This is a genomic window from Leucobacter sp. GX0328 (genome assembly GCF_053567315.1).
This window is the reverse complement of the sequence record NZ_JBSGPC010000003.1, coordinates 89,185-112,015: the sequence shown is the minus strand read 5'-3', so window position 1 is coordinate 112,015 and position 22,831 is coordinate 89,185. Positions and strand designations below refer to the sequence as shown.

The window sequence follows — 22,831 nt, the reverse complement described above, 5'->3', positions numbered from 1 at the left end:
CTCACACGGTGTCGAGCATCGATGCGAGCTCGTACGGCGTGACCTGGCTGCGGTAGCGGGCGACCTCGCGGCGCTTGTCGCGCAGGAAGTAGGCGAAGACCTGTTCGCCGAGCGTCTCGGCGACGAGCTCGGAGCGCTCCATGAGGGCGAGGGCGTGGTCGAGACTCGTGGGCAGCGGGTCGAAGCCCATGGCGCGCCGTTCGCCGTCGCTGAGCGCCCACACGTTGTTCTCGGCCTCGGGCGGCAGCTCGTACTCCTCTTCGATGCCTCTGAGGCCCGCCGCGAGCAGCACCGCGAATGCGAGGTAGGGGTTCGATGCCCCGTCGAGCGCGCGGTATTCGACCCGCGCCGCGGCGCCCTTGTTGGGCTTGTACATCGGGATGCGCACGAGCGCCGAGCTGTTGTTGTGGCCCCAGCTCACGAACGACGGCGCCTCGTCGCCGCCCCAGAGGCGCTTGTACGAGTTGATGTACTGGTTGGTGACGGCCGTGATCTCGGGCGCGTGGCGCAGCAGGCCCGCGACGAATCGGCGGCCGGTCAGCGACAGCTGATGCACGGCGGCGGGGTCGTAGAAGGCGTTCGTGTCGCCTTCGAAGAGAGAGAGGTGCGTGTGCATGCCCGAGCCGGGGTGCTCGGCGAGCGGTTTCGGCATGAAGGTCGCGTGCACGCCCTGGGCGATAGCGACCTCCTTCACCACCGTGCGGAAGGTCATGATGTTGTCGGCCATCGTGAGCGCATCGGCGTAGCGCAGGTCGATCTCATTCTGCCCCGGGCCGGCCTCGTGATGGCTGAACTCCACCGAGATGCCGAGGTCCTCCAGCATGTTGACGCTCTCGCGCCTGAAGTCGTGGGCGGTGCCTCCGGGCACGTTGTCGAAGTAGCCGGCGCTGTCGACAGGGATCGGCCCTTCGGGCCCCACCTGCTTCGACTTCAGCAGGTAGAACTCGATCTCGGGGTGCGTGTAGAAGGCGAATCCGCGCTCGGCCGCGCGCTCGAGCGTGCGCTTGAGCACGTTGCGGGGGTCGGAGACCGCGGGCTCCCCGTTCGGGGTCCGGATCTCGCAGAACATGCGCGCGCTCGGCTGGTCCTGATTGCGCCAGGGCAGCAGCTGGAAGGTCGAGGGATCGGGCACCGCGAGCAGGTCGGACTCGTAGGCGCGGGTGAGCCCCTCGATGGCGGAGCCGTCGAAGCCGATCCCTTCGCTGAACGCGCCCTCGACCTCGGCCGGCGCGATGGCGACCGATTTCAGGGTGCCCGAGACGTCCGTGAACCAGAGGCGCACGAACTTCACGCCGCGCTCCTCGATCGTGCGGAGTACGAAATCGCGCTGTTTGCTCACACCAGCTCCCTTCAGCCCGGCCGTGCCACTACGTTCAGACTAGCGCGCACCGGTGCTCGGCCGGGCGCCTCCCCGCGCACGGCGGCGGGTCAGTCGTCGGCGTCCTCCTCGGCCCACTGCCTCGCGCGCTCCGCGACGATCTCATCGGCCCGCTCGGCCTCCTCCCGCGTCGCGAACGGACCGAGCCGGTCGAGCGAGAGCGACTGCGGCCCCTCCTCGACCTCGCCGGTGCGGCTGTTGTACCAGTAGGTCTCCCGGGGATCGTCGATCCCCCAGTCCTTCTTGCCCATCGTGCCTCCCTGCAGCGTTCACTTCATAGACTAGGGGCATGCCTTTCGATTCTCACGGCCATCTCGTCCCGGGCTCCCTCCCCGCAAAGCGCACGGTACCGACGGCGATCGCGCGGCCGCCCTACGTCGGTCTCGCGATGCCGCCGAAGTACGAGGGCGACGACACCTACACGGCCGAGGAGATCGCGCACATCCGCGCCGCCGGGCGCATCGCCTCGCGCGCGCTCGACGCCGTGGGCGAGGCGGTGCGCCCGGGCGTCACGACCGCGGAGCTCGACCGCATCGCCCACGAGTACGTGGTGGCGCAGGGGGCCTACCCGTCGACGCTCGACTACCGCGGCTACCGTGCCTCGTCGTGCACCTCGGTGAACGAGGTGATCTGCCACGGCGTGCCCGACGGCACCGTGCTGCGCGAAGGCGACATCGTCAATGTCGATGTCACGGCCTACCTCGACGGCTTCCACGGCGACACCAACCGCACCTTCCGCGTCGGCGAGGTGCGCGAGGAGGTCGACCTGCTCATCGAGCGCACGCACGAGGCGATGATGCGCGGCATCAAGGCCGCCCGACCGGGTCGGCAGGTGAACGTCATCGGCCGCGTGATCGAGACCTATGCGAAGCGCTTCGGCTACGGCGTGGTGCGCGATTTCACCGGCCACGGGGTGGGGTCGTCGTTCCATTCGGGGCTCATCATCCCCCACTACGACTCGGCGCCCGTCTACGACACCGTCATCAGGCCGAACATGGTCTTCACCGTCGAGCCGATGCTCACGCTCGGCACCCACGAATGGGATCAGTGGGAGGACGGCTGGACCATCACGACCCGGGACAAGAGCATCACGGCGCAGTTCGAGCACACGATCGTCGTACGCGAGGACGGTTTCGAACTGCTCACCGTTTCCGAGTAGGGTGGGGGTGGCGAATTCCGCCCCGAGGCCTTGAGGAGGTGCATGATGAGCGATCCGCTCAGTCGATCTCATCGCACCTTCTGGGCCGGGTAGCGCGCCGCCGCACCCCAGGAGCAGGTGTCTGCAGAGGCGCGACACGACCGTTCCGCTGCGCTTTCGCTCGCCTCGCGGATGAGGCCGCCTCCCGCTGTTCGCGGAGACGCCGGCCCGCCGCATCGAGCGCGCCCGCCCCGAAGGATTCCGCCATGCTCGACCCCCAGATCCTGGTTACCGTTCGCGACCTGCTGCAGGAGCGCGACCTCACCGGCATCGCCGCGACCCTGCACGACCTCGACGCCCCGCAGATCGTCGAGGTCGTCGAGGCGCTGCCGACGCCCGAGGCCGCATTCGTCTTCCGCCTGCTCGACAAGAACACCGCCGCACCCGTCTTCGACAGCCTCGCCGGAGGCACGCAGGCGGACCTCGTCGACGAGCTCGGCCACGGCGCCGTCACCGAGGTCTTCGAGGGCCTCGACCCCGATGAGCAGGCGCGCCTGCTCGACGAACTGCCCGCCCGCGTCGCCAAGCGGCTCATCTCGTCCATCGACCCGACCAGCCGCGTCCGCGTGCTCGCCCTGCTCGGCTACCCGGTCGATTCCGTCGGAAGGCACATGTCCCCCACCGTCGTGCGCGGCTACGAGCACGATTCGGTGTCCGAGCTCACAGCGCGCATCGCCCGTGAGACGGGGGGCATCGCCGATCTGGCGGCGATCCCGGTGCTCACCGACGACCGCATCCTCGTCGGCACCGCCGACCCCGCCGAGCTGTGGCGGGCGGACCCCGCGGCTCCGGTCGCCGACATCCTGAACCACGACCCGATCATCGCCTCGACCGCCGAGAACGTCGAGCAGGCCGCGCGCCGCGTGCTCGACACCGGCGTGCTGCTCGCACCGGTGGTCGACAGCGAGCAGCGGCTCGTCGGGGTGCTGCCGATCGCCGATGCCGCGCGGATCGACAAGGAGGCGGTCGCCGAGGACCACGCCCGAGCGGGCGCCAGCGAACCGCTCAGGCGCCCGTACCTGCTCACCCCCGTGCGCCGCATCGCGCGCTCGCGCATCGTCTGGCTGCTCGTGCTCGCGGTGTCGGCGGTGCTGACGGTGAACGTGCTCGAACTGTACGAAGCGACCCTCGAGCAGCAGGTCGCGCTCGCGCTGTTCATCCCGCTGCTCACCGGCATCGGCGGCAACACCGGCTCGCAGGCCGCGACGACCGTGACCCGCGCGCTCGCGGTCGGCGACGTCGAACTGCGCGATGTGCTGCGCGTCGCATTCAAGGAGGTGCGCACGGGTCTGCTGCTCGGCGCGCTGCTCGCCGCGATCGCCTTCGCCGTCGCCGCGCTCGTCTACGGGGTGCCGATCGGAACGGTCATCGCCCTCACGCTGCTGATCAACTGCCCGATCGCTGCGACCGTCGGCGGCGTCATCCCGATGGTCGCGCGGGCCTGCCGCGTCGACCCGGCGGTGTTCTCGACGCCGTTCATCTCGACCTTCTGCGATGCGAGCGGGCTCATGATCTACTTCACGGTCGCGATCTCGGTGCTCGGTCTCGGGTAGACTGGGCTGCGGAATGGGCCGACGGACGGTCGCGTTGCGGGTCGCTTCGGCGGCGCCGCACCGAGGAACGTCCGGGCTGCACAGAGGAGGACGGTGGGTAACGCCCACCCGGGGCAACCCGCGAGAAAGTGCAACAGAGAGCAGACCGCCCGGCGCAGTTCGCTGCGTCGGGTAAGGGTGAAAGGGTGGTGTAAGAGACCACCGGCGCTCGTGGTGACACGGGCGGCCAGGTAAACCTCGTTCGCAGCAAGGCCAGACAGCAGGCGTCGACGCTCCTCGCCGAGTCTGCGGGTAGGCTGCTAGAACTCGTCGGCAACGGCGAGTCGAGAGAGATGACCGTCACCGGCCGGGAGACCGGTCGGTACAGAACCCGGCGTACAGTCGGCCCATTCCGCCGCCCGTCGATCGGGTCGGCGCGACGTCGCGGCTATGCCGCTTCGTCTGCCGCGACTCTGACGAGGATCGCGCCCGTTCCGGGGCAGAAGACGAGCTCGTCGGGCGCCGCCGAGAGGATGTTGCTCAGCTCGGCCGGGGTCAGCGACATATTGCTGGCCTCGGACACGTTGCCGCGCAGACGCGCGGCTCCGATGCCGATGCGGCCGCGCAGCTCTTCGTAGACCTCGATGAGGTCGCGCTGCACCTCGGCGGCCAGGCCCGCGCGCTCCTCGCTCTGCGAGGCGATATCGCGATCGATGGCGCGCTCGGCCTCATCGATCTTCGCCTGGATCGCCGCTCGGCGCTCATCCACGCCGGCGAGGTCGGCCGCCGCCGCGTCGAACGCAGTCTGCGCCGCCTCCTGCAGTTCCATGACCCCGAGCTGGCGGTCCTCGAGCTCGCCCATGCGGCGCGCGAGCGCGTCGAGCTCGCCCTGCAGCGCCTGGGCCTCTTTGCTCGAGGTGCTCTGCGCGATCAGCTGCTCATCGCGCTCGCGGCGCTGGCGCACGAGCTGCACGTCCGCCTCGATGCGATCGATCTCGGCCGACTGCGTGTCGAGTTCGCGCTGCGCCGCCATGTAGCTCTCGCGGGTCGCGGATACCTCGCCGGCGAGGCCGGCGAGCTCCGCGCGCTCGGGCAGCGACTGCCGGCGGCGGGCGAGGCGCGCGAGCGCGGTGTCGAGCTCTTGCAGGTCGAGGAGCAGTTGCTGCTGGCGGGGGCTGGCCTTCATAGGTCTCAGCCTAGGGCATGGCCGGCGCCTCGGCGCCCGTGGCGAAGGTCCACGGGTCGGTGCGTAGTCGGCTCACTGCGAACTCGACGCCCGGCAGCAGACGCGCGAGGGTCTGCGCGGCGGCGTCGAGCCAGAGCGACTCGCTCGCCCAGTGCGCGACGTCGACGAGGGCCGGACCCCCTGCCACGCGCGCCAGCTCGACGGCCTCCTGCGCGGGGTGGTGCCGCAGGTCCGAGGTCAGGTAGACATCGGCGCCGCGCACGAGCGGATGGTCGAGCAGGCTGTCGCCCGCGCCCCCGAGCAGTGCGACGCGACGGATCGGGCGCTCCGGATCGCCCGCGACCCGGACACCCGAGACGGTCGCCGGCATGATCGCTGCGACGCGCTGCGCGAACTCGCGCAGCGTCTCCGGGCGGGGCAGCACGCCCGCGCGGCCGATGCCGAAGACCGCGGTCGGCCCCTCTGCCGGCACGAGCGCCTCGATCCCTGCGAGCCCCAGGCGCTTCGCGATGACGTCGGAGACTCCGCCCTCGGGCTGGTCGGCGTTGGTGTGGGCGGAGAGCAGCGCGCAGTCGCCGCGGATCAGACGGGCGAGCAGTGCGCCCTTGCCGGTGTCCTCGGCGATCGTGTGCACCCCGCGCAGCAGCAGCGGGTGGTGCGTGATGAGCGCATCGGCGCCGCGTCCGAGGGCCTCGTCGACGGTGTCGGCGACGGCGTCGACGGCGAGCAGCACGCGGCGCAGCGGGGCGGCATCGCGCCCCGCTGCGAGACCGACGCGGTCCCAGCTCTCCGCCGTCGCTGCGGGCCACAGGGATTCCGCGACGCGGCGCAGGTCGGCGAGTACGGGGGCGGTGGGGGTTCCGGGAGCCATGGGTCGAGGCTACCGGAACGCCCCGGTGCCGCGGGCCGTCTACCGCCGCAGCATCTTCCGGGCCAGCGCGTTGCCGAGCGCCTGCGCGAGCTGCACGATGATGATCATCACGAGCACCGTGCCCCAGGTGATCCACGGATTGAACTGGCGGAAGCCGTACTGCAGCGCCAGGTTGCCGAGACCGCCTGCACCGATGATGCCGGCGAGGGCCGACATGTCGACTACGGCAATGAAGGCGAAGGTGAAGCCCAGGATCAACGGGCCGAGGCCCTCGGGGATGAGCACCGTGAGGATGATGCGCAGCGGGCTCGCCCCCATGGCGCGGGCGGCCTCGATGACGCCCGGGTCGACGGTCAGGAGGTTCTGCTCGACCAGGCGGGCGATGCCGAAGGTCGCGGCGAACGACAGCACGAAGATGAACGCCGGGCTCTGGATCCCCGTGCCGACGACCACTCTCGCGAGCGGCTGGAGCGCGACCATGAGGATCAGGAACGGGATCGGCCTGAAGAAGTTGACCAGGAGGTTGAGCACCCAGTAGACGGGCAGGCTCTGCACGAGGCCGCCCTTGCGGGTGACGACGATGGCGACGCCGATGACGAGGCCGAGGATGCCGCCGATGAGCATCGCGATGCCGACGTAGAGCAGGGTCTCGCCGGTGGCGACGAGCACCTTGGGCAGGAATTCGATGATCGCGTCCATCAGACGAGCACCTCCAGGTCGGTCTGCTGCTCGAGGGCGGCGATGCCGTGCTCGACCTGGAGCTCATCGCCGATGAGCTCCAGGGTCAGTTTGCCGAAGCTGCGGCCGCCGACTTCGGTGACGCCGCCGTGCACGATGTTGACGCCGATGCCGCGCTCGGCGAGGGTGCGGAAGACGACCGGCTGATCGACTCCTCCGTCGCGGAACGTGACCGAGACGAGCTTGCCCCGATGCTTCTGCTGCAATCTGCGCAGGTGCTCGGGATCGGGCTGCGTCGGCAGCGCGGTCGCGACGAACCGGCGGGTGGTCTCGGTCTTCGGGCTGGCGAACACGTCGAACACGTCGCCCTGCTCGACGGCCTTGCCGCCGTCCATCACGGTCACCCGGTGGGCGATCGAGCGCACGACCTCCATCTCGTGGGTGATGAGGATGATGGTGATGCCGAGGTCGGCGTTCACCTTCTTCAGCAGCGCGAGCACCTCCTGCGACGTCTCGGGGTCGAGCGCGCTCGTCGCCTCGTCGGCGAGCAGCACCCCGGGATTGGTCGCGAGAGCGCGCGCGATGCCGACGCGCTGCTTCTGACCGCCCGAGAGCTGCTCGGGAAACGCGCGGGCCTTGTCCCCGAGCCCAACGAACGAGAGCAGCTCGGCGACCCGCTCGCGCCGCTCGGCCGTGGCGACCCCGGCGACCACGAGCGGGTACGCGACGTTCTGGGCGACGGTCTTCGAGCGGAAGAGGTTGAAGTGCTGGAAGATCATGCCGATCTCGGTGCGCTCGCGGCGCAGCTCGCGCTCCCCCATCGTCGCGATGTCGCTGTCGCCGACGAGGATGCTGCCGCTCGACACGCGCTCGAGCTCGTTGATCAACCGCAGCATCGTGCTCTTGCCCGCACCGGAGTACCCGATGATGGCGTGGATCTCGCCCGACGCGATATCGATCGACACGTCGTCGACCGCGACCACTTCGGCGGCTCCCTTGCCTCTTCCGGGATAGCGTTTGCCGACCCCGCTGATCTGTACGCGCGTCATCGACGTGGTCCTTCCTCGAGATGAAAATCGGGGCATCCGCTTGCGAATGCCCCGATTTTACTGTGCTGGCGCGACCGGTGGTGTCGGCGCATCCCAGCTTCGGCTCACTACCGTTGGTTACTCCTTGATGTCCTTCTCGACCTTCGCGAGGCTCTCCTGCAGCTCCGACGCGGGGGTCGTGACGAAGACCGCCGTGTTGCCCGAGTTCTCGGCGACGCCCTTCAGCACGGCCTTATCGGTCTGATAGATGTCGACGAGCTTCTCGTAGGTCTCGTTGTCCTTGTCCTCGGCGCGGGCGGCGAAGATGTTGATGTACGGGAAGGCAGCGGGGTCGTTCGGGTCGTCCTGAGCGATCGCATCCTCGAACTTGACGCCGGCGTCCTCGACGAAGTCGTTGTTGATGACGGCCGCAGCGACGTCGCCCAGCGAGGTCGCCGTCAGTGCGGCGTCGAGCTCCTGCACCTTGACGCGCGACTTGCTCTCGTCGACCTCGTCGGGGGTCGAGGTGACCGAGCCGCCGCCCGTGAGCTCGATGAGACCGGCCGACTGCAGCACGAGGAGTGCGCGGGCGCGGTTGGTCTCGTCCGAGGGGATCGCGACGGTCGCGCCGTCGGGGATGTCCTCGACGCTCTGGTACTGGTTCGAGTAGAGGCCGAGCGGGTAGATCGCGGTCGCGCCGATCGGGACGAGATCGTCACCGGTCGCGTTGTTGTGCTGCGCGAGGTAGATGATGTGCTGGAACTGGTTCAGGTCGACCTCGCCGCTCGCGAGCGCGGGGTTCGCGAGGTTGTAATCGGCGAAATCGACGAGCTCGACGTCGATGCCCTCGTTCGCCGCGGCGTCGACGAAGGTCTCCCAGTAGGGGTCGCTGGCGCCGACGACGCCGAGCTTGACGGTGTCGTCGGAGGCCTTGTCCGACGACCCGGCGCAACCGGTGAGGGCGAGCGCGGCCGCGGTGATGGTGGCGACGAAGACGCCGGCTTTCTTCAGGTTCATGATTGCGGGTACCTTATCTGGTTCTCGGTCTCGAATTTCATTGCTCGCCGAGGATCTCGCGGCGGGCCACGACTCCCAGCCTGACGCAACCGCCCGGCATCGCGAAATCTTCGTGTCATAGGGCGTCATGCTCCGGGTCATGGGATACTGGGAGTGCCGCCACGATGCGGCCCGGCGGGCAGGCCGACACTTCGAACCATCGTTGAAAGGAACCCTCCGTTTCCATGAACCAGCGCGCTGATGCTCACCTCGAAGCCTGGAAGGCGAAGCAGGAGCTCGCCGAGCGGATGATCCCGCTGATCGGCCAGCTCTATCGAGACCACGACATCGTCATGTCCGTCCACGGCCGCAGCCTCGTCGGCGTCTCGCCGATCGAAATCATCCGAGCCCACAGCTTCGCCCGAAAGATCGACGACGTCGAGCTGCCGCTCGAGGAGACGGTGCGGGTGGTCGAGGGGCTCGCCGCCATTCAGCCCGGCCCCGCATCGGTCGACCTCGCGCTGCTCGCGGGCGGCTTCCGCGAATCGGGCCGCAGCGATATGGAGGCCTACCTGCGCGAGGTGCTCGCGCCCACCATCGGCGCCGAGCGCGGCACCGGCACCGATGTCGTGCTGTACGGCTTCGGCCGCATCGGACGCCTCCTCGCGCGCATCATCATCGACCACTCGGGCTCGGGCAACGGCCTGAACCTGCGCGCCATCGTCGTGCGCAAGGGCGCCGAGAACGACCTCGTCAAGCGCGCCAACCTCCTGCGCCGCGACTCGGTGCACGGCCCGTTCAACGGCACCATCCGCGTGCTCGAGGACGAAGATGCGATCCTCGCGAACGGCGTGCGCATCCAGGTGATCTATTCGAACGACCCGGCGAGCGTCGACTACACCGAGTACGGCATCGAGAACGCCGTGCTCGTCGACAACACGGGCCGCTGGCGCGACGCCGAGGGGCTCGGCCAGCATCTGCAGAACAAGGGGATCGCCCGCGTGCTGCTCACGGCGCCGGGCAAGGGCGACATGCTGAACGTCGTCTACGGCGTGAACAACGACAAGATCACCGACGAGCACACCATCGTCAGCGCCGCGTCGTGCACGACCAACGCGATCACGCCGGTGCTGAAGGTGCTGAACGACCGCTTCGGAGTCACGCGCGGCCACGTCGAGACGGTGCACTCGTACACCAACGACCAGAACCTCATCGACAACTTCCACAAGGGCGATCGCCGGGGCCGCTCCGCGGCGCTCAACATGGTGCTCACCGAGACCGGCGCCGCCAAGGCCGTCGCGAAGGCCCTCCCCGAATTCGAGGGCAAGCTCACCGGCAATGCGATCCGCGTGCCCACGCCCGATGTCTCGATGGCCGTACTCAATCTGCAGCTCGAGCAGCCGACCACCCGCGACGAGATCAACGAGTTCCTGCGCCAGGTCTCGCTGACCGGCGCGCTGCGCACGCAGGTCGACTTCGTCGAATCGCCCGAGATCGTCTCGAACGACTTCGTCGGCTCGAACCGCGCCGGCATCGTCGATGGCCTCGCGACCATCGTCACCGGCGACAGCGCCGTGCTCTACGTCTGGTACGACAACGAGTACGGCTACAGCTGCCAGGTGGTGCGCATCATCGAACAGCTCAGCGGCGTGCAGCCCCGGCGCTTCCCGGCGCTCGAGGCCTGACCCGCGCATCGTCCGCATTCCGGTAAATCGAAGAGAAGGGCCCAGCTCATGTCCGAGAAGTACCTCATCGGGGTCGATGGCTCCGAGCACAGCAAGAAGGCGCTCGCCTGGGGGCTCGCCCGGGCGACCGAGCGCGGCGCCGAGGTCGAGCTGCTGCACGTGGCCGACGACTCCTTCCTCTCGGAGAGCGTGGCATTCCTCTCCGAAGCCCAGAAGGCGTCCGAGCAGATGCTGCAGGCCGAGAGCGACTACGCGAAGCAGATCGGTTTCGCGGGCCCCATCGCGGGTACCGCGGTCGTGGGCCACCCCATCGCCGAGGTCGAGGAGGCGTCGAAGCGCGCCGACCTGCTGGTGCTCGGGGCCCACAGCGGCAGCCGATTCGCGGGGTCGCTCTTCGGCACCCGGGCGGTGAAGATCGCCGCCGTGGCGCATTGCCCCGTGGCGGTCGTGCCGGCCGAGTACGACGTGCGCCCCAACGCGGGCGTCGTCGTCGGCGTCGACGGCTCCGACGCCTCCCGCAAGGCGGTCGCCTACGCGGCCGAGGAGGCGTCGCGGCGCCAGGTGCCGCTCATCGCGGTCTACGCCTGGATGCCGCCGCTCACTCCAGGGCTCGAGTACCTGTGGAGCGAGGAGCTCGTCGATTCCCAGAAGGCCGCCGCCGAAGAGGCCATCGCGATCGGGATCGCGGGTCTCGCGTCCCGCTACCCCGATCTCGAGGTCAAGCGCGAGATCATCCAGGCGTCGCCCGTGGCCGCGCTCGTGCAGGCTGCCGAAGGCGCGTCGCTGCTCGTCGTCGGCAGCCGCGGCCGGGGCGGACTCAGCCGCCTGCTGCTCGGCTCGGTCAGCCACGGGGTGCTGCAGGCGCTCCCGTGCCCCGTCATCGTGACGCGGAACTGATCACTGGCCGAGGCCGACGGAGCGGGCGGCGTTCCCCGCCCGCTCGAACAGCAGAACATCGGAGGAGCATGGCAGAGGTGCGCATCGAGCGCGTCGTGACGACCGGCAGCATCGGGGCGGGCAGGCCCGGGATGCCGCCGGAGGGCGTCGAGCTCGAGAACAATGTATGGATCGTCGGCGACGATTCCCAGGCGATCGTCATCGACGCCGCCCACGATGCCGACGCGATCGCTGCCGCCGTCGGCGATCGAGATGCGCTCGGCATCCTCTTGACCCACGGTCACGAAGACCACGTGAACGCGGCGCGCGCCGCTGCGGATCGCCTCGATACGCACCTCTATCTGCACCCCGCCGACCTCTTCCTCTGGGAGGAGGCCCATCCGGGGACGACTCCCGACTTCGAACTGGCCGACCGCGCGGCCTTCCTCATCGCGGGCACCGAGATCGTGACGGTGCACACCCCGGGCCATACGCCGGGGTCCGTGTGCTTCCTCGCGCCCTCGCTCGGCACCGTCTTCTCCGGCGACACCCTGTTCCAGGGCGGTCCCGGAGCGACCCGCTGGGAGTATTCGAGCTTCCCGCAGATCATCGAGTCGATCCGGGGCGAGCTCTTCACGCTGCCCGACGCGACGACCGTCCGCCCGGGGCACGGCGACGGCACGACCATCGCGGCCGAGCGCCGGGAGATTGAGGCGTGGCTCGCGCGCGGCTGGTGAGCGCACCCGATAGTCTTGCAGGACCGCGACGACGCGCACCCGTACCTCAGGGCCGCGCCGTCGTCGGCGCCGCCCGCCATTGATCCCGGATAGGCGCCCACCCATGCAGCAGCTCTCCCCGATCCGCCGCAATCTCGCGCTCTTCGCGCTCGCGCTCGGCGGCTTCGCGATCGGCGTCACCGAGTTCGCGACCATGGGCGTGCTCCCCGAGATCGCGCGCGACCTCCTTCCCGGATTCGACGCCTCACCGGATACCGTCATCGCCCGGGCGGGAATGCTCATCACCGTATACGCGCTCGGCGTCGTCGTGGGGGCGCCGCTCTTCTCGGTGTTCGGCGCGCGCATGTCGCAGACGAGGCTCGCCTTCTGGCTGCTCGCACTGTTCATCGTCGGCACGGCCCTATCGGCCTGCATGCCGAACTTCGGCACCCTCGCGGCGTTCCGCTTCATCGCGGGGCTGCCCCACGGCGCCTACTTCGGGGTGTCCGCGCTGCTCGCCGCCCGCCTCATGGGCCCCGGCAGCCAGGGCAAGGGCGTCGCACTGTCACTCACGGGTCTCACGCTCGCCAACGTGGTCGGCGTGCCGCTCGCCACCTGGCTCGGCCAGGCCTTCGGCTGGCGGGCCGTCTACCTGCTCGTCGCATTCCTGTTCGCCGTCACGATGCTGCTCGTCGTGCTCTTCCTCCCCCGGTTCCCGGGCAACCCGAGCCGCAGCCCGCGGAGCGAGATCTCCGCACTGCTGAACCCCCGCATCTGGGTGCTCATCGGGGTCGGGGCGGTCGGTTTCGGCGGATTCTTCGCCGTCTACTCGTACATCGCCGAGGTCACGACCCGCGAGACGGGTCTCCCGGCCGGAGCCGTACCCTGGGTGCTCTCGACCCTCGGCATCGGCATGACGTTCGGCAACGTCTTCGGGGGCTGGGCGAGCGACCGCAACCTCAACCGCACCGCGCTCCTCGGCTTCGTCGCGTTCATCCTCTCGATGCTCGCCTACACGCAGCTCGCCGGCAGCGCGGTCGGGCTCATCATCGGCGTGCTGCTCGTGGGTTTCACCTCGTCGGTGCTGCTCCCCGCAGTCCAGGCCCGCCTCATCCGCATCTCGAACGAGGCCGCGCTCTTCGGCGCGGCGATCAATCACGCCGCCTTCAACGTCGGCAACGGCCTCGGCGCCTGGCTCGGCGGCCTCGCGATCGCGGGTGGGCTCGGTTACCTCGCCCCCGGCTGGGTCGGCGCCGCACTCGCCGCCCTCGGCGCGCTGCTGCTCGTGGTGAGCATCGCTATCGAGCGCCGCGATAAGGCGCGCGACCTCAACACCATCGGGCTTCCGACGATCCCGACCGATCCCGATCAGTAGCTCTGCGGTGCACCACCGGCGCTACGCTGGAGTTGCGATGCGCCCCGCCCGGCGCGACGAGCTCCGAGAGGAACCCCGCATGTACGTGAAGATCTGCGGCCTGCGCGAGGCCGGGGACGCCCGATTCGTCGCCGACGAGGGCGCCGACGCCATCGGCGTGGTGATGAGCCCCGGCAGCCCGCGCGACGCGAGCGAGGAGCAGGCGGCTTCGGTCGTCGCCGCGGTGCGGGGTACCGGGATCGACACCGTGCTGGTCGTCCGCGGTATCCCGGCGGCGGACGCCGCACGGACCGCGCAGCGCCTCGGCTTCGATGTGCTCCAGCTCCACGGCGGATACGACGCGGCTGACTTCGCTGCCGCAGGCCGCCTGATGCCGCGCCTGTGGCGCGCGGTCCCGATCTCGAGCGGGCTCCGCGCGGGCGAGTTCGGCGAGGAGCGCCTCCTCATCGACGGCGCGGTACCCGGGTCGGGCGAGACGTGGGACCTGTCGCAGCTGCGCGAGGGGGACGCGCCCGATCGGCTGGGTGGGCAGTGGCTGCTGGCCGGCGGCCTCGACGCCGAGAACGTCGGCGCAGCCGTGGCGCTCGTCGATCCCTGGGGCGTCGACGTATCGAGCGGGGTCGAGAGCTCGCCTGGCCGCAAGGATCGCGATCGGATACATCGGTTCATCACTGCCGCCCGAGGCGTACCGGGCGCCTAGTCTGGCGTTTCGATTCACTTCGTTGTAACCTATTCGTTATCTTTTGTGCGTCACACCGCACGGCTCGACAGCAGAAAGCTCGAATGACAGACACCCCCGCGCCCGGCGAACGATACCCGTCCCGCCGCACCCTCCGCGAACGCGCGGCGGCGGCATCGACGGAAGCACCCGCGGAGCCCCCGCTCGAAGCACTGCAGACCGAGGTCTCTCAGTCCGCCGCCTCGCAGGCGCTCGAGGGCGACGCGCAGGCGTCGACGACCGATCCCCCGACCGCCGATGCCCGAGAGGCCTCTCCGATCACCGCTTCGGTGCGCCTCCCGCTGCGCGAGCACAAGCCCGACGCCGCCGCTCCCGCCGCGAAGCCGCCCGCCCGCCGGCGCCCGACCTTCGCCCGGCGCTTCACCCAGGCATCGGCGGTCGCCGGCGTCGCCGCGTTCGTGCTCGCGTTCGCCCTCCCCGTGCTCGACAGCAGCGCCACCGAAGCCGCGGCCCCCGCCGCGAGCCAGCAGCGACTGTTCTCGGAGTTCTCCGGCGACGACCTCCCCGAATCGCTCGCCTCCGTCGACGCGGTCGAGGCCGTCGTCGCTGACGATTCGTCGCCGCAGCAGTTCGCGTTCCGCCCGCAGTCCCTCGTCAACTACCCGTTCGCCGCGCCGGTGATGCTCACGGATCCGTTCGGCTACCGCACGGCGCCCGTCGAGCAGTTCCACGATGCGCAGGATTTCGCTGCTTCCGAGGGCACGCCCATCCAGGTCATCGCCGACGGCACCGTGACCGAAGCGGGCCCGACGACCGACGGCTGCGGCTTCGGCCTCAAGGTCGAGCACACCATCGACGGCGCAGAGGTCACGAGCCGCTACTGCCACATGCAGTACAGCTCGCACGACTACGCGGTCGGCGACGTCGTGAAGATGGGCGACCCCGCGGGCAAGGTCGGCGCGACCGGCATGGCCTTCGGCGCGCACCTCCACCTGGCGCTGCGCGTGGACGACGAACCCGTAGACCCGATGCCCTTCCTCGCGAAGTACTACCGCATGGATCGGCCAGCGGAGACCCCCGCTCCGGCAGCGAAGTAGCGCGCCGCCGACGCGAACGGAACGGGCCCGGGAACCCGTGCGGCGCACTGGTTCCCGGGCCCGTTCCGCGCTTCCGCTCAGGCGCCCGATGCGCGCCCCGAGGTCGCCCGCACCCACGAGTCGAGCTTCGCGGCCGCACGGCCCGAATCGATCGCGTCTCCTGCACGCTCGTAACCGCGCGCGAGGCGCTCGAGCAGCGGCTGCTCGGCCGTCTCGGCGTCGCGCGCGAGATCGAAGGCGACGAGCCCGGCAGCGGCGTTGAGCAGCACGATATCGCGCACCGGCCCCCGTTCGCCGCCCAGCACCCGTTTCACCACCTCGGCGTTCTCGTCGGGCGTTCCGCCGACGAGGTCGGCCACCGAAGCGCGGGCGATGCCGAGATCGCGGGGATCGATGTCGTGCTCCGTCACCGCGCCGCGGCTGACCTCCCACAAGCGCGAATGCCCCGTCGTCGTCAGCTCGTCGAGCCCGTCGTCGCCGCGGAACACGAGCGCGGAAGCGCCGCGCAGCTGGAAGACGCCGACGAACAGCGGAACCTTCTCGAGATCTGCGATGCCGACGGCGGAGGCCTCGGGACGCACCGGATTGCACAGCGGGCCGAGGAAGTTGAAGACGGTCGGAATGCCGAGCTCCGCTCGCGGCGCGGAGACGTGGCGGAAGCCGGTGAGGAACCGCGCGGCATGCACGAAGGCGATGCCCGCATCGTCGAACGCTTCGCGCAGCCGATCCGCGTCCAAGGCCAGGTCGACCCCGAGCGCCGTCAGCACGTCGGAGGATCCCGAGAGGCTGCTCGCGGCACGATTGCCGTGCTTGACCACCGGCGCGCCGGCTGCGGCGGCCGTGATCGAGGCCATCGTCGAGATGTTCACGGTGCCGAAGCGGTCGCCGCCGGTACCCACGATGTCGAGCGACATCGCCGGCAACGAGATCGGTTCGGCCTCGGCGAGGATCGCGTCGCGGAACCCGATCACCTCGTCGACCGTGACGCCCTTCGAGTTCAGAGCGACGAGGAAGGCGCCGATCTGCGCGTCCGTCGCCGCGCCCGTCATGAAGGTCGTCATCGCCCAATCGGCCTGCGACACGCTGAGGTCGCCGCCGCTGAGCAGAGTCGTGAGAACCGTCGGCCAGTTGCGTTCATCGATCATGTGCCGATTCTACCGATCGACGAGGGGTGCTCGTCGGACGAACGAGGGGCGCCCGGCGTGCACGGACGGGCGCCTGAGCACGATAAGCTTGCTGAAGTACACGCAGAAAGTTCGGCGCGCCGACCCCCGATGAAAACGCACACCAAACTTTCAGCCATAATGGAGGGGTGACAACGACCACTATGAATACCAAGTCAGCCGTGCCCTCGGTGAAGCGACCGAATCTCGTCGCCGTCGGCACGATCGTGTGGCTCGGCAGCGAGGTCATGTTCTTCGCTGGCCTCTTCGCGATCTACTTCACGCTGCGCGCCATGAACCCGGAGCTCTGGGCCGAACAGACCGCGAAGCACAACTTCACCTTCGCGCTGATCAACACCCTGATCCTGGTCGCCTCCTCCTTCACCGCCCAGGCCGGCGTCTTCGCCGCCGAGAACGGCCGCCCCCGCCGCGCGAACGGCAAGCTGGGCACCGTCGAGTGGTTCTACCTGACCTTCTTCATGGGCGCGATCTTCGTCGCGGGCCAGTCGTTCGAGTACGCGACGTTCGTCTCCGAGGGCATCACCCTGTCCTCCGACCCGTACGGCTCCGCGTTCTACATGACCACCGGCTTCCACGGCATCCACGTGTCGCTCGGCCTGGTCGCGTTCCTGCTCGTCATCGGACGCCTCTACGCCGTCAAGAACTTCACGCACAAGGAAGAGACCACCGCAATCGTCGTGTCCTACTACTGGCACTTCGTCGACATCGTGTGGATCATCCTCTTCATCATCATCTACGTCCTCAAATAAGGATCAGGAGAAACCGGCATCATGGCTCGCGCCAAGAAGAATTTACGCAAGTCGGGTCGTCGCCACCCGCTCGCCACTGCTGCACTCGTCGCAGTCGGCCTGCTCGTCACCGGAGCCGCCTACACCGGCTTCAGCCAGACGTCCGCGACGGCCGAGATCGATCTCACCTCTCCTCAGACCATCGAAGAGGGCCAGAAGCTGTTCGCGGCGAACTGCGCGACGTGCCACGGCACCGGAGCGCAGGGCACCGATGACGGCCCGTCGCTGTACGGCGTCGGCGCGGCTTCGGTGAACTTCCAGGTCGGCACCGGCCGCATGCCCCTCGCCTTCCAGGGGCCGCAGGGCATGGTCAAGCCGCAGCAGTTCACCGAGGAGCAGACGCTCCAGATGGCCGCGTACGTGGCCTCGCTCGCTCCCGGACCCGGCCTGCCCGAGACCCAGTACCTCCAGGCCGACGGCGACATCGCGAGCGGTGGAGAGCTCTTCCGCATCAACTGCGCCATGTGCCACAACGTCTCGGCCGCCGGCGGTGCGCTCACCGAGGGCAAGTTCGCCCCGGCGCTCACCGGTGTCGCACCGACTCACATCTACGAGGCCATGGTCACCGGCCCGCAGAACATGCCCGTCTTCAGCGATGCGAACATCTCGCCCAGCGAGAAGGCCGACATCATCTCGTACCTCAAGTACATCGAGAACGCCCCCTCGGTCGGCGGCCTCACCCTCGGCTCGATCGGCCCCGTCGCCGAAGGCCTCTTCATCTGGGTGATCGGCCTCGGCGCGATCATCGGTCTCACCGTCTGGGTCACCGCGAAGTCGAACTAGTTTCGACCACGGCGCACAGATATCGACTAGTTCAGTAATTCAAGGAGCAACATGGCAGAGGAAGCGAAGTACAACGGCGACGAAAGCGCCGTTGTCGCCGCCCAGAGCCACGGCGGGGGTGAGAGCGTCGGTACGGCCGTGCTCTCATCAGACGCTGTTCAGAATCCGGGCCTTCCCCCGCACCGGAAGCGTGTCACCGACCTCGATCCGAAGCGCGAGAAGCGTGCCGAGCGCACCGTCTACACGCTCTTCTACATCTCGATCGCGGGCAGCCTCGGCGCGGTACTCGCATACATGTTCTTCCCGATCGAGTCGGGCGATCTCTCGGCCGTCCGGATGCACACGCTCTTCGTGGGCCTCGGCATGGCGCTCGCGCTGCTCGCCGTCGGTACGGGCGCGGTGCACTGGGGCAAGGCCATCATGGCCGACCACGAGTCGATCGATCTGCGCCACCCGGTGCCGAGCGACGCCCCGACCCGCGAGGCTTCGGCCGAGGTCTTCGAGCTCGCCGACAAGGAGTCGGGCTTCTCGCGCCGTTCGCTCGTGCGCAACAGCCTGCTCGGCGCGCTGATCGCCTTCCCGCTTCCCGGCATCACCCTGCTGCGCAGCCTCGCACCGCAGGATCGCGACCCGGTGCAGATCCTCAAGCACACGATGTGGACCGAGGGCACGCGACTCGCCCGCGACCCCTCCGGCATTCCGATCAAGGCCAGCGAGGTCACCATCGGCTCCGCATTCCATGTCATTCCCGAGAACCTCACCCACGAGGAGTTCGAGAAGCTCGGCCTCGACGAACGCGGCGGCAGCGACCACTTCCTCGATGCGAAGGCCAAGGCGATCGTGCTGCTCATGCGTCTCGACCAGAGCGAGCTCAAGGAGCTGCCCGAGCGCGAGGGCTGGTCGTACAACGGCATCGTCGCGTATTCCAAGGTCTGCACGCACGTCGGCTGCCCGGTCGCGCTCTACGAGCAGCACACGCACCACCTGCTCTGCCCCTGCCACCAGTCGCAATTCGACGTCTCCGAGCACGCGAAGGTCATCTTCGGCCCGGCGAAGCGTCCGCTGCCGCAGCTGCCCATCACCGTCGACGACGAGGGCTACCTGGTCGCGCAGAGCGACTTCCATGAACCCGTCGGCCCGAGCTACTGGGAGCGTCTCAAGTGACCAGCACCGTAACTGAAACCCCCGCGCAGAACGGCTCGAGCCGTTTCACCGCTGCTGCCGCGAACTACATCGACGAGCGCACCAAGATCGGCGTCGCCGTCAAGGAGTTCGGCCGCAAGGTCTTCCCCGACCACTGGTCGTTCCTCCTCGGCGAGGTCGCGCTCTACAGCTTCGTCGTCATCCTGCTCTCGGGCACCTTCCTGACGCTGTTCTTCCAGGCCTCCATGGCCGAGGTCGTCTACGACGGCCCGTACATGGGCATGAAGGGCGTCGAGATGTCCGCCGCCATGGCGTCGACGCTCGATATCTCGTTCTCGATCCGCGGCGGCCTCCTGATGCGTCAGGTGCACCACTGGGCTGCGCTCCTGTTCGTGGCATCCATCGGCCTGCACATGCTGCGCATCTTCTTCACGGGTGCGTTCCGCAAGCCGCGCGAGCTCAACTGGGTCATCGGCTTCGTGCTCTTCATCCTGGCGATGGCAGAGGGCTTCACCGGCTACTCGCTCCCCGATGACGTGCTCTCGGGCAACGGCCTCCGCATCATCGACGGCATCATCAAGGCGATCCCCGTGATCGGCACCTGGCTCTCGTTCCTGTTCTTCGGCGGCGAGTTCCCGGGCACGGCGATCGTCGGCCGCCTGTACATGCTGCACATCATGGTGCTCCCCGCGATGGTGATCCTGTTCGTCGCGCTCCACCTGGCGTTCGTGGTCATCCACAAGCACACGCAGTACCCCGGCCCGGGCAAGACCCAGCAGAACGTGGTCGGCTTCCCCGTGCTCCCCGTGTACGCGGCGAAGGCCGGCGGCTTCTTCTTCATCGTCTTCGGCGTCATCGTGCTGATCTCGTCGATCGTGGGCATCAATGCGATCTGGGCGTACGGCCCGTACGATCCCTCCCCCGTGTCTGCCGGTACCCAGCCCGACTGGTACATCGGCTTCGCCGACGGCATGCTGCGCCTCGTACCGCCGGGGCTCGAGACCGAGTGGTTCGGCTACACCTGGTCGTGGAACATGCTGCTCCCGCTGATCATCATCGGTCTCTTCATCGTCCTCGTCATGATCTACCCGTTCATCGAGGCCTGGGTGACCGGCGACCAGCGCGAGCACCATCTGCTCGACCGCCCGCGCAACGCCCCCACTCGCACCGCGATCGGCGCCGCAGGCGTCACCTTCTACGCGGTCATGTGGGCCGGCGCGAGCTCCGACCTCATGGCGACGCACTTCCAGCTCTCGATGGAGGGCGTGATCCACGCTCTGCAGGCCCTACTCATCCTCGGCCCGATCATCGCCTACTTCACGGCCAAGCGCATCTGCCTCGGTCTGCAGAAGAAGGATCGTTCGATCGCACTGCACGGTTACGAGTCGGCGCGCATTGTGCGCCTCTCGGGCGGCGAGTTCGTCGAGATCCACAAGGACCTGGACGAGTACGAGCGCTGGCAGCTCGTGAGCTACCACGACTACGCGCCGCTGATGCTGCGCCCGAACGACGATGGTCGCATCCCGTTCGGCAAGCGCCTCCGCGCCGGCTTCAGCCGTTGGTTCTTCGAGGACCGCATCGTTCCGCCCACGCAGGGCGAGATCGAGCAGGGCGGCCACCACTAGGCATCGTCCGTATTCTCGGGTGCGGCCCCGCAGGTTCATTCCTGCGGGGCCGCACCTGTGTGCGCACCCCCGGTGCGGCAATCTCAGTGCGGCAATCTCAGCGCGGCAATCTCAGTGCGGCAAACTCGATGCGGCAATCTCAGCGGCATCCCCGGCGCCGCACCGGTCAATTCACCGCACCCGCGAGAATCCACCTCGCCCGCCAGTACCACCAGGCCCGCCCAGTACCACCACGCCCGTGCTACCCCACCGGGCCCGCGAAACGCCCCCTATTAGCACGAGACGCCCCCGTGGATTCCGATCAGTACACCGTCGTCTCGTGCATAAGGGGCGCCTGAAGAGACAGGAACGGTGTTCGAGCGCCTCGAGCGACGTGCGTCGCCTCACGGCCTCGAGAATGCCATCGGGCTCACGGGCACACGGGCTCCCAGGTCTCCAGGCCTCCAGGCCTCCAGGCCTCCAGGCTGGCTCAACGGCACTCGTGAGGCGGAGAGCCCGGCTCCCCCTGCCGAGCCGCCGAGCACCGAGGCACGACTCCTTCGCCCCACCGGTCCTCGCCCCCACCGGTCCTCGCCCCACCGGTCCTCGCCCCCGCGGGGCGCATGATGAGCTGACGAACAGACGAACAAGCGAACAACGGGGCGCGGAGCATCCACCCGCGCATGCCGCCCAGCGGGGCTCCTACACGGGCTGCCCGCCGCCCTGATCACCGGGCGGGACACCGGACGGGACACCGAGCTGAGCGGCCGCAGCAGCGGCCAGGATCCGATCGAAGGCGGCCTCGCCGATCCGAGTACGCAAGTGCACGAGTTCGTCGTTCAGGGCGCCGCGCAGCGGTTCGTCGCGGGCTGCGGCGACGGCCTGGAGCACCATCAGACCGGGCCGAGATCCATCGGACGCTCCCCCGGCACCCAGCAGCGCTGCTGAGGCCTCGGAGAGGCAGGCGAGGAAGAGCTCCTGCTTACCGCTGAAGTTCGCGTAGAGGTGCGGTTGGGGCACGCCGGCGCGTGCGGCGATCGATGCGGTGGATGCGCCGTGATAGCCGAAGAGGCCGAACTCGATGAGTCCGGCCTCCAGAAGCTGCGCCCGATTCTCGCCGGGTCTGCGACGCGCACGTCGTGGCGCCATGGTCATCCCAGATCGAGGAGCTTGCGATAGTGTTCGCCGACGGCCTCGAACCCTCGATGATTGTAGAAGGAGCCGATGCGCGCGGTGGAAGCGGAGAGCTGGCGTACGCCGCGTCCCATGCAGTAGTGCTCGTTCGCATCGACGAGGCGATCGCCGACGCCGTGGGCGCGCGATGCCTCATCGACGACGATCTCCTGCAGGTGCGCCGTCAGGCCCGGCGCGTGCAGCAGCCGCGACACGGTCATAAGCGAGTAGCCGACGACCCGACCGTCGTGCTCGGCGACGAAGAGCACATTGGTCTCCTGGTCGCGGCGGCGCAGCACGTTGTCGTAGGCGACCAAGAACTCGTCGCGGCCGATCGGCTCGCGACCGGTGGAGAACTGCCGGGCCAGGTCGAAGACGAACTTCCCGTCTTCGGCCCGGCCTCGGCGAATCGTGATACTCACGTGCGGCGCCTCTTAGCGTGCGAAGTAGCCGCGGTAGTACTCGTACACCCAGCCGACGATGCTCACGAGGATGAGCGGCACGGCGAGGAACGTGAGCCAGAAATTGAATCCGACGCAGATTCCGAGCATGAACAGGGAGCAGGCTGCGGCGAGGAACATCGGCCACCAGCTCCAGGGGCTGAACTCGCCGATCTCGGGGTCGCCGTCATCGATGTCCGAGTCGTCGAGATCCTCGGTGAGGATGCCGCCCTGCTTCTTCTGCACGAGCATCAGGTACACGGCGATGAGACCCGCCAGGAATGCTGCACCGGTGATGGCCAGCGAACCCGCCCACTCGAAGTAGCTGTGGACCAGATAGTTCCAGACGGTGTAGACGGCACCGATGAGCGCGAAGTAGGCCGCGATCAACCAGAAGATGACGATACTTGACTTCATGACT

23 protein-coding genes and 1 other RNA gene are annotated in these 22,831 nt (G+C 68.7%); 13 read left to right on the top strand and 11 right to left on the bottom strand.

What is annotated here, in order from left to right:
• Nucleotide 1 precedes the first annotated feature (1 nt).
• Nucleotides 2-1,339 (bottom strand): glutamine synthetase beta-grasp domain-containing protein, encoded by a 1,338-nt coding sequence (locus ACUYTF_RS11625; RefSeq protein ID WP_434143359.1) that lies wholly within the window; start codon nucleotides 1,337-1,339, stop codon nucleotides 2-4.
• A gap of 89 nt (nucleotides 1,340-1,428) precedes the next feature.
• Complete coding sequence (locus tag ACUYTF_RS11620; protein WP_434143357.1) at nucleotides 1,429-1,629, bottom strand: methionine aminopeptidase; 201 nt, start codon at nucleotides 1,627-1,629, stop codon at nucleotides 1,429-1,431.
• Between the two features lie 38 nt (nucleotides 1,630-1,667).
• Between ACUYTF_RS11620 and map the strand changes: the two genes are divergently transcribed.
• The 3 genes from map to rnpB all read left to right on the top strand — a co-directional run bounded on the left by map (nucleotide 1,668) and on the right by rnpB (nucleotide 4,523).
• Nucleotides 1,668-2,537 carry a type I methionyl aminopeptidase gene (map, locus tag ACUYTF_RS11615; RefSeq protein WP_434143355.1) on the top strand — a complete coding sequence of 290 codons (870 nt, stop codon included), beginning with the start codon at nucleotides 1,668-1,670 and terminating at the stop codon, nucleotides 2,535-2,537.
• A gap of 245 nt (nucleotides 2,538-2,782) precedes the next feature.
• A complete protein-coding gene (mgtE, locus tag ACUYTF_RS11610) occupies nucleotides 2,783-4,129 on the top strand; it encodes a magnesium transporter (RefSeq protein WP_434143353.1) in 1,347 nt (448 codons plus the stop codon).
• A 13-nt stretch (nucleotides 4,130-4,142) separates the two neighbouring features.
• Nucleotides 4,143-4,523: RNase P RNA component class A (rnpB, locus tag ACUYTF_RS11605), an RNA gene on the top strand.
• A 33-nt stretch (nucleotides 4,524-4,556) separates the two neighbouring features.
• Here rnpB and ACUYTF_RS11600 read toward each other — a convergent pair.
• From ACUYTF_RS11600 to ACUYTF_RS11580, 5 genes are all read right to left on the bottom strand, one after another.
• The gene (locus tag ACUYTF_RS11600) at nucleotides 4,557-5,294 is read right to left on the bottom strand and encodes a zinc ribbon domain-containing protein (RefSeq protein ID WP_434143351.1); all 738 of its coding nucleotides are present in this window, start codon (nucleotides 5,292-5,294) and stop codon (nucleotides 4,557-4,559) included.
• A 10-nt stretch (nucleotides 5,295-5,304) separates the two neighbouring features.
• On the bottom strand, nucleotides 5,305-6,165 hold the full coding sequence (locus ACUYTF_RS11595) for a Nif3-like dinuclear metal center hexameric protein (protein ID WP_434143349.1): 861 nt from the start codon (nucleotides 6,163-6,165) through the stop codon (nucleotides 5,305-5,307).
• 39 nt (nucleotides 6,166-6,204) lie between these two features.
• On the bottom strand, nucleotides 6,205-6,864 hold the full coding sequence (locus ACUYTF_RS11590; RefSeq protein WP_434143347.1) for an ABC transporter permease subunit: 660 nt from the start codon (nucleotides 6,862-6,864) through the stop codon (nucleotides 6,205-6,207).
• Nucleotides 6,864-7,892, bottom strand: coding sequence for a methionine ABC transporter ATP-binding protein (locus ACUYTF_RS11585; RefSeq protein WP_449279848.1), 1,029 nt, complete (start codon nucleotides 7,890-7,892; stop codon nucleotides 6,864-6,866). The genes ACUYTF_RS11590 and ACUYTF_RS11585 overlap by 1 nt, the downstream gene beginning before the upstream one ends.
• Nucleotides 7,893-8,009: 117 nt before the next feature.
• The gene (locus ACUYTF_RS11580) at nucleotides 8,010-8,888 is read right to left on the bottom strand and encodes a MetQ/NlpA family ABC transporter substrate-binding protein (RefSeq protein WP_434143343.1); all 879 of its coding nucleotides are present in this window, start codon (nucleotides 8,886-8,888) and stop codon (nucleotides 8,010-8,012) included.
• A gap of 224 nt (nucleotides 8,889-9,112) precedes the next feature.
• On the opposite strand from ACUYTF_RS11580, the gene ACUYTF_RS11575 reads away from it, so the two are divergent.
• The 6 genes from ACUYTF_RS11575 to ACUYTF_RS11550 all read left to right on the top strand — a co-directional run bounded on the left by ACUYTF_RS11575 (nucleotide 9,113) and on the right by ACUYTF_RS11550 (nucleotide 15,295).
• Nucleotides 9,113-10,552, top strand: a complete 1,440-nt coding sequence (locus ACUYTF_RS11575; protein WP_434143341.1) for a glyceraldehyde-3-phosphate dehydrogenase — start codon at nucleotides 9,113-9,115, stop codon at nucleotides 10,550-10,552.
• Between the two features lie 48 nt (nucleotides 10,553-10,600).
• Nucleotides 10,601-11,449, top strand: a complete 849-nt coding sequence (locus ACUYTF_RS11570; RefSeq protein ID WP_449279847.1) for a universal stress protein — start codon at nucleotides 10,601-10,603, stop codon at nucleotides 11,447-11,449.
• A 68-nt stretch (nucleotides 11,450-11,517) separates the two neighbouring features.
• Entirely contained in the window at nucleotides 11,518-12,165 is a 648-nt protein-coding gene (locus tag ACUYTF_RS11565; protein WP_434143339.1) for an MBL fold metallo-hydrolase, read from the top strand.
• Between the two features lie 103 nt (nucleotides 12,166-12,268).
• On the top strand, nucleotides 12,269-13,519 hold the full coding sequence (locus ACUYTF_RS11560) for an MFS transporter (protein WP_434143337.1): 1,251 nt from the start codon (nucleotides 12,269-12,271) through the stop codon (nucleotides 13,517-13,519).
• A gap of 79 nt (nucleotides 13,520-13,598) precedes the next feature.
• Nucleotides 13,599-14,219: a phosphoribosylanthranilate isomerase gene (locus tag ACUYTF_RS11555; RefSeq protein WP_434143335.1), complete on the top strand. Its 621-nt coding sequence runs from the start codon at nucleotides 13,599-13,601 to the stop codon at nucleotides 14,217-14,219.
• A gap of 83 nt (nucleotides 14,220-14,302) precedes the next feature.
• Entirely contained in the window at nucleotides 14,303-15,295 is a 993-nt protein-coding gene (locus ACUYTF_RS11550) for a peptidoglycan DD-metalloendopeptidase family protein (protein ID WP_434143333.1), read from the top strand.
• A 77-nt stretch (nucleotides 15,296-15,372) separates the two neighbouring features.
• Here ACUYTF_RS11550 and trpD read toward each other — a convergent pair whose 3' ends face one another.
• Nucleotides 15,373-16,440, bottom strand: a complete 1,068-nt coding sequence (trpD, locus tag ACUYTF_RS11545; RefSeq protein ID WP_434143331.1) for an anthranilate phosphoribosyltransferase — start codon at nucleotides 16,438-16,440, stop codon at nucleotides 15,373-15,375.
• A gap of 182 nt (nucleotides 16,441-16,622) precedes the next feature.
• Here trpD and ctaE point away from each other — a divergent pair, with 182 nt between their 5' ends.
• The 4 genes from ctaE to qcrB are packed head-to-tail and all read left to right on the top strand — an operon-like array spanning nucleotide 16,623 to nucleotide 20,818.
• Complete coding sequence (gene ctaE / locus ACUYTF_RS11540; RefSeq protein WP_434143329.1) at nucleotides 16,623-17,228, top strand: aa3-type cytochrome oxidase subunit III; 606 nt, start codon at nucleotides 16,623-16,625, stop codon at nucleotides 17,226-17,228.
• A gap of 21 nt (nucleotides 17,229-17,249) precedes the next feature.
• Complete coding sequence (gene qcrC, locus ACUYTF_RS11535; RefSeq protein WP_434143328.1) at nucleotides 17,250-18,050, top strand: cytochrome bc1 complex diheme cytochrome c subunit; 801 nt, start codon at nucleotides 17,250-17,252, stop codon at nucleotides 18,048-18,050.
• Between the two features lie 51 nt (nucleotides 18,051-18,101).
• Nucleotides 18,102-19,214 (top strand): cytochrome bc1 complex Rieske iron-sulfur subunit, encoded by a 1,113-nt coding sequence (qcrA, locus tag ACUYTF_RS11530; protein WP_434143326.1) that lies wholly within the window; start codon nucleotides 18,102-18,104, stop codon nucleotides 19,212-19,214.
• Nucleotides 19,211-20,818, top strand: a complete 1,608-nt coding sequence (gene qcrB, locus ACUYTF_RS11525) for a cytochrome bc1 complex cytochrome b subunit (RefSeq protein WP_434143325.1) — start codon at nucleotides 19,211-19,213, stop codon at nucleotides 20,816-20,818. Before qcrA ends, qcrB begins: the two co-directional genes overlap by 4 nt.
• Before the next feature lie 681 nt (nucleotides 20,819-21,499).
• Here qcrB and ACUYTF_RS11520 read toward each other — a convergent pair.
• The 3 genes from ACUYTF_RS11520 to ctaF are packed head-to-tail and all read right to left on the bottom strand — an operon-like array spanning nucleotide 21,500 to nucleotide 22,827.
• Nucleotides 21,500-21,946 carry a TetR family transcriptional regulator gene (locus tag ACUYTF_RS11520; RefSeq protein ID WP_434143323.1) on the bottom strand — a complete coding sequence of 149 codons (447 nt, stop codon included), beginning with the start codon at nucleotides 21,944-21,946 and terminating at the stop codon, nucleotides 21,500-21,502.
• A 2-nt stretch (nucleotides 21,947-21,948) separates the two neighbouring features.
• A complete protein-coding gene (locus ACUYTF_RS11515; protein ID WP_434143321.1) occupies nucleotides 21,949-22,392 on the bottom strand; it encodes a GNAT family N-acetyltransferase in 444 nt (147 codons plus the stop codon).
• 12 nt (nucleotides 22,393-22,404) lie between these two features.
• The gene (ctaF, locus tag ACUYTF_RS11510) at nucleotides 22,405-22,827 is read right to left on the bottom strand and encodes an aa3-type cytochrome oxidase subunit IV (protein ID WP_434143319.1); all 423 of its coding nucleotides are present in this window, start codon (nucleotides 22,825-22,827) and stop codon (nucleotides 22,405-22,407) included.
• Nucleotides 22,828-22,831 lie beyond the last annotated feature (4 nt).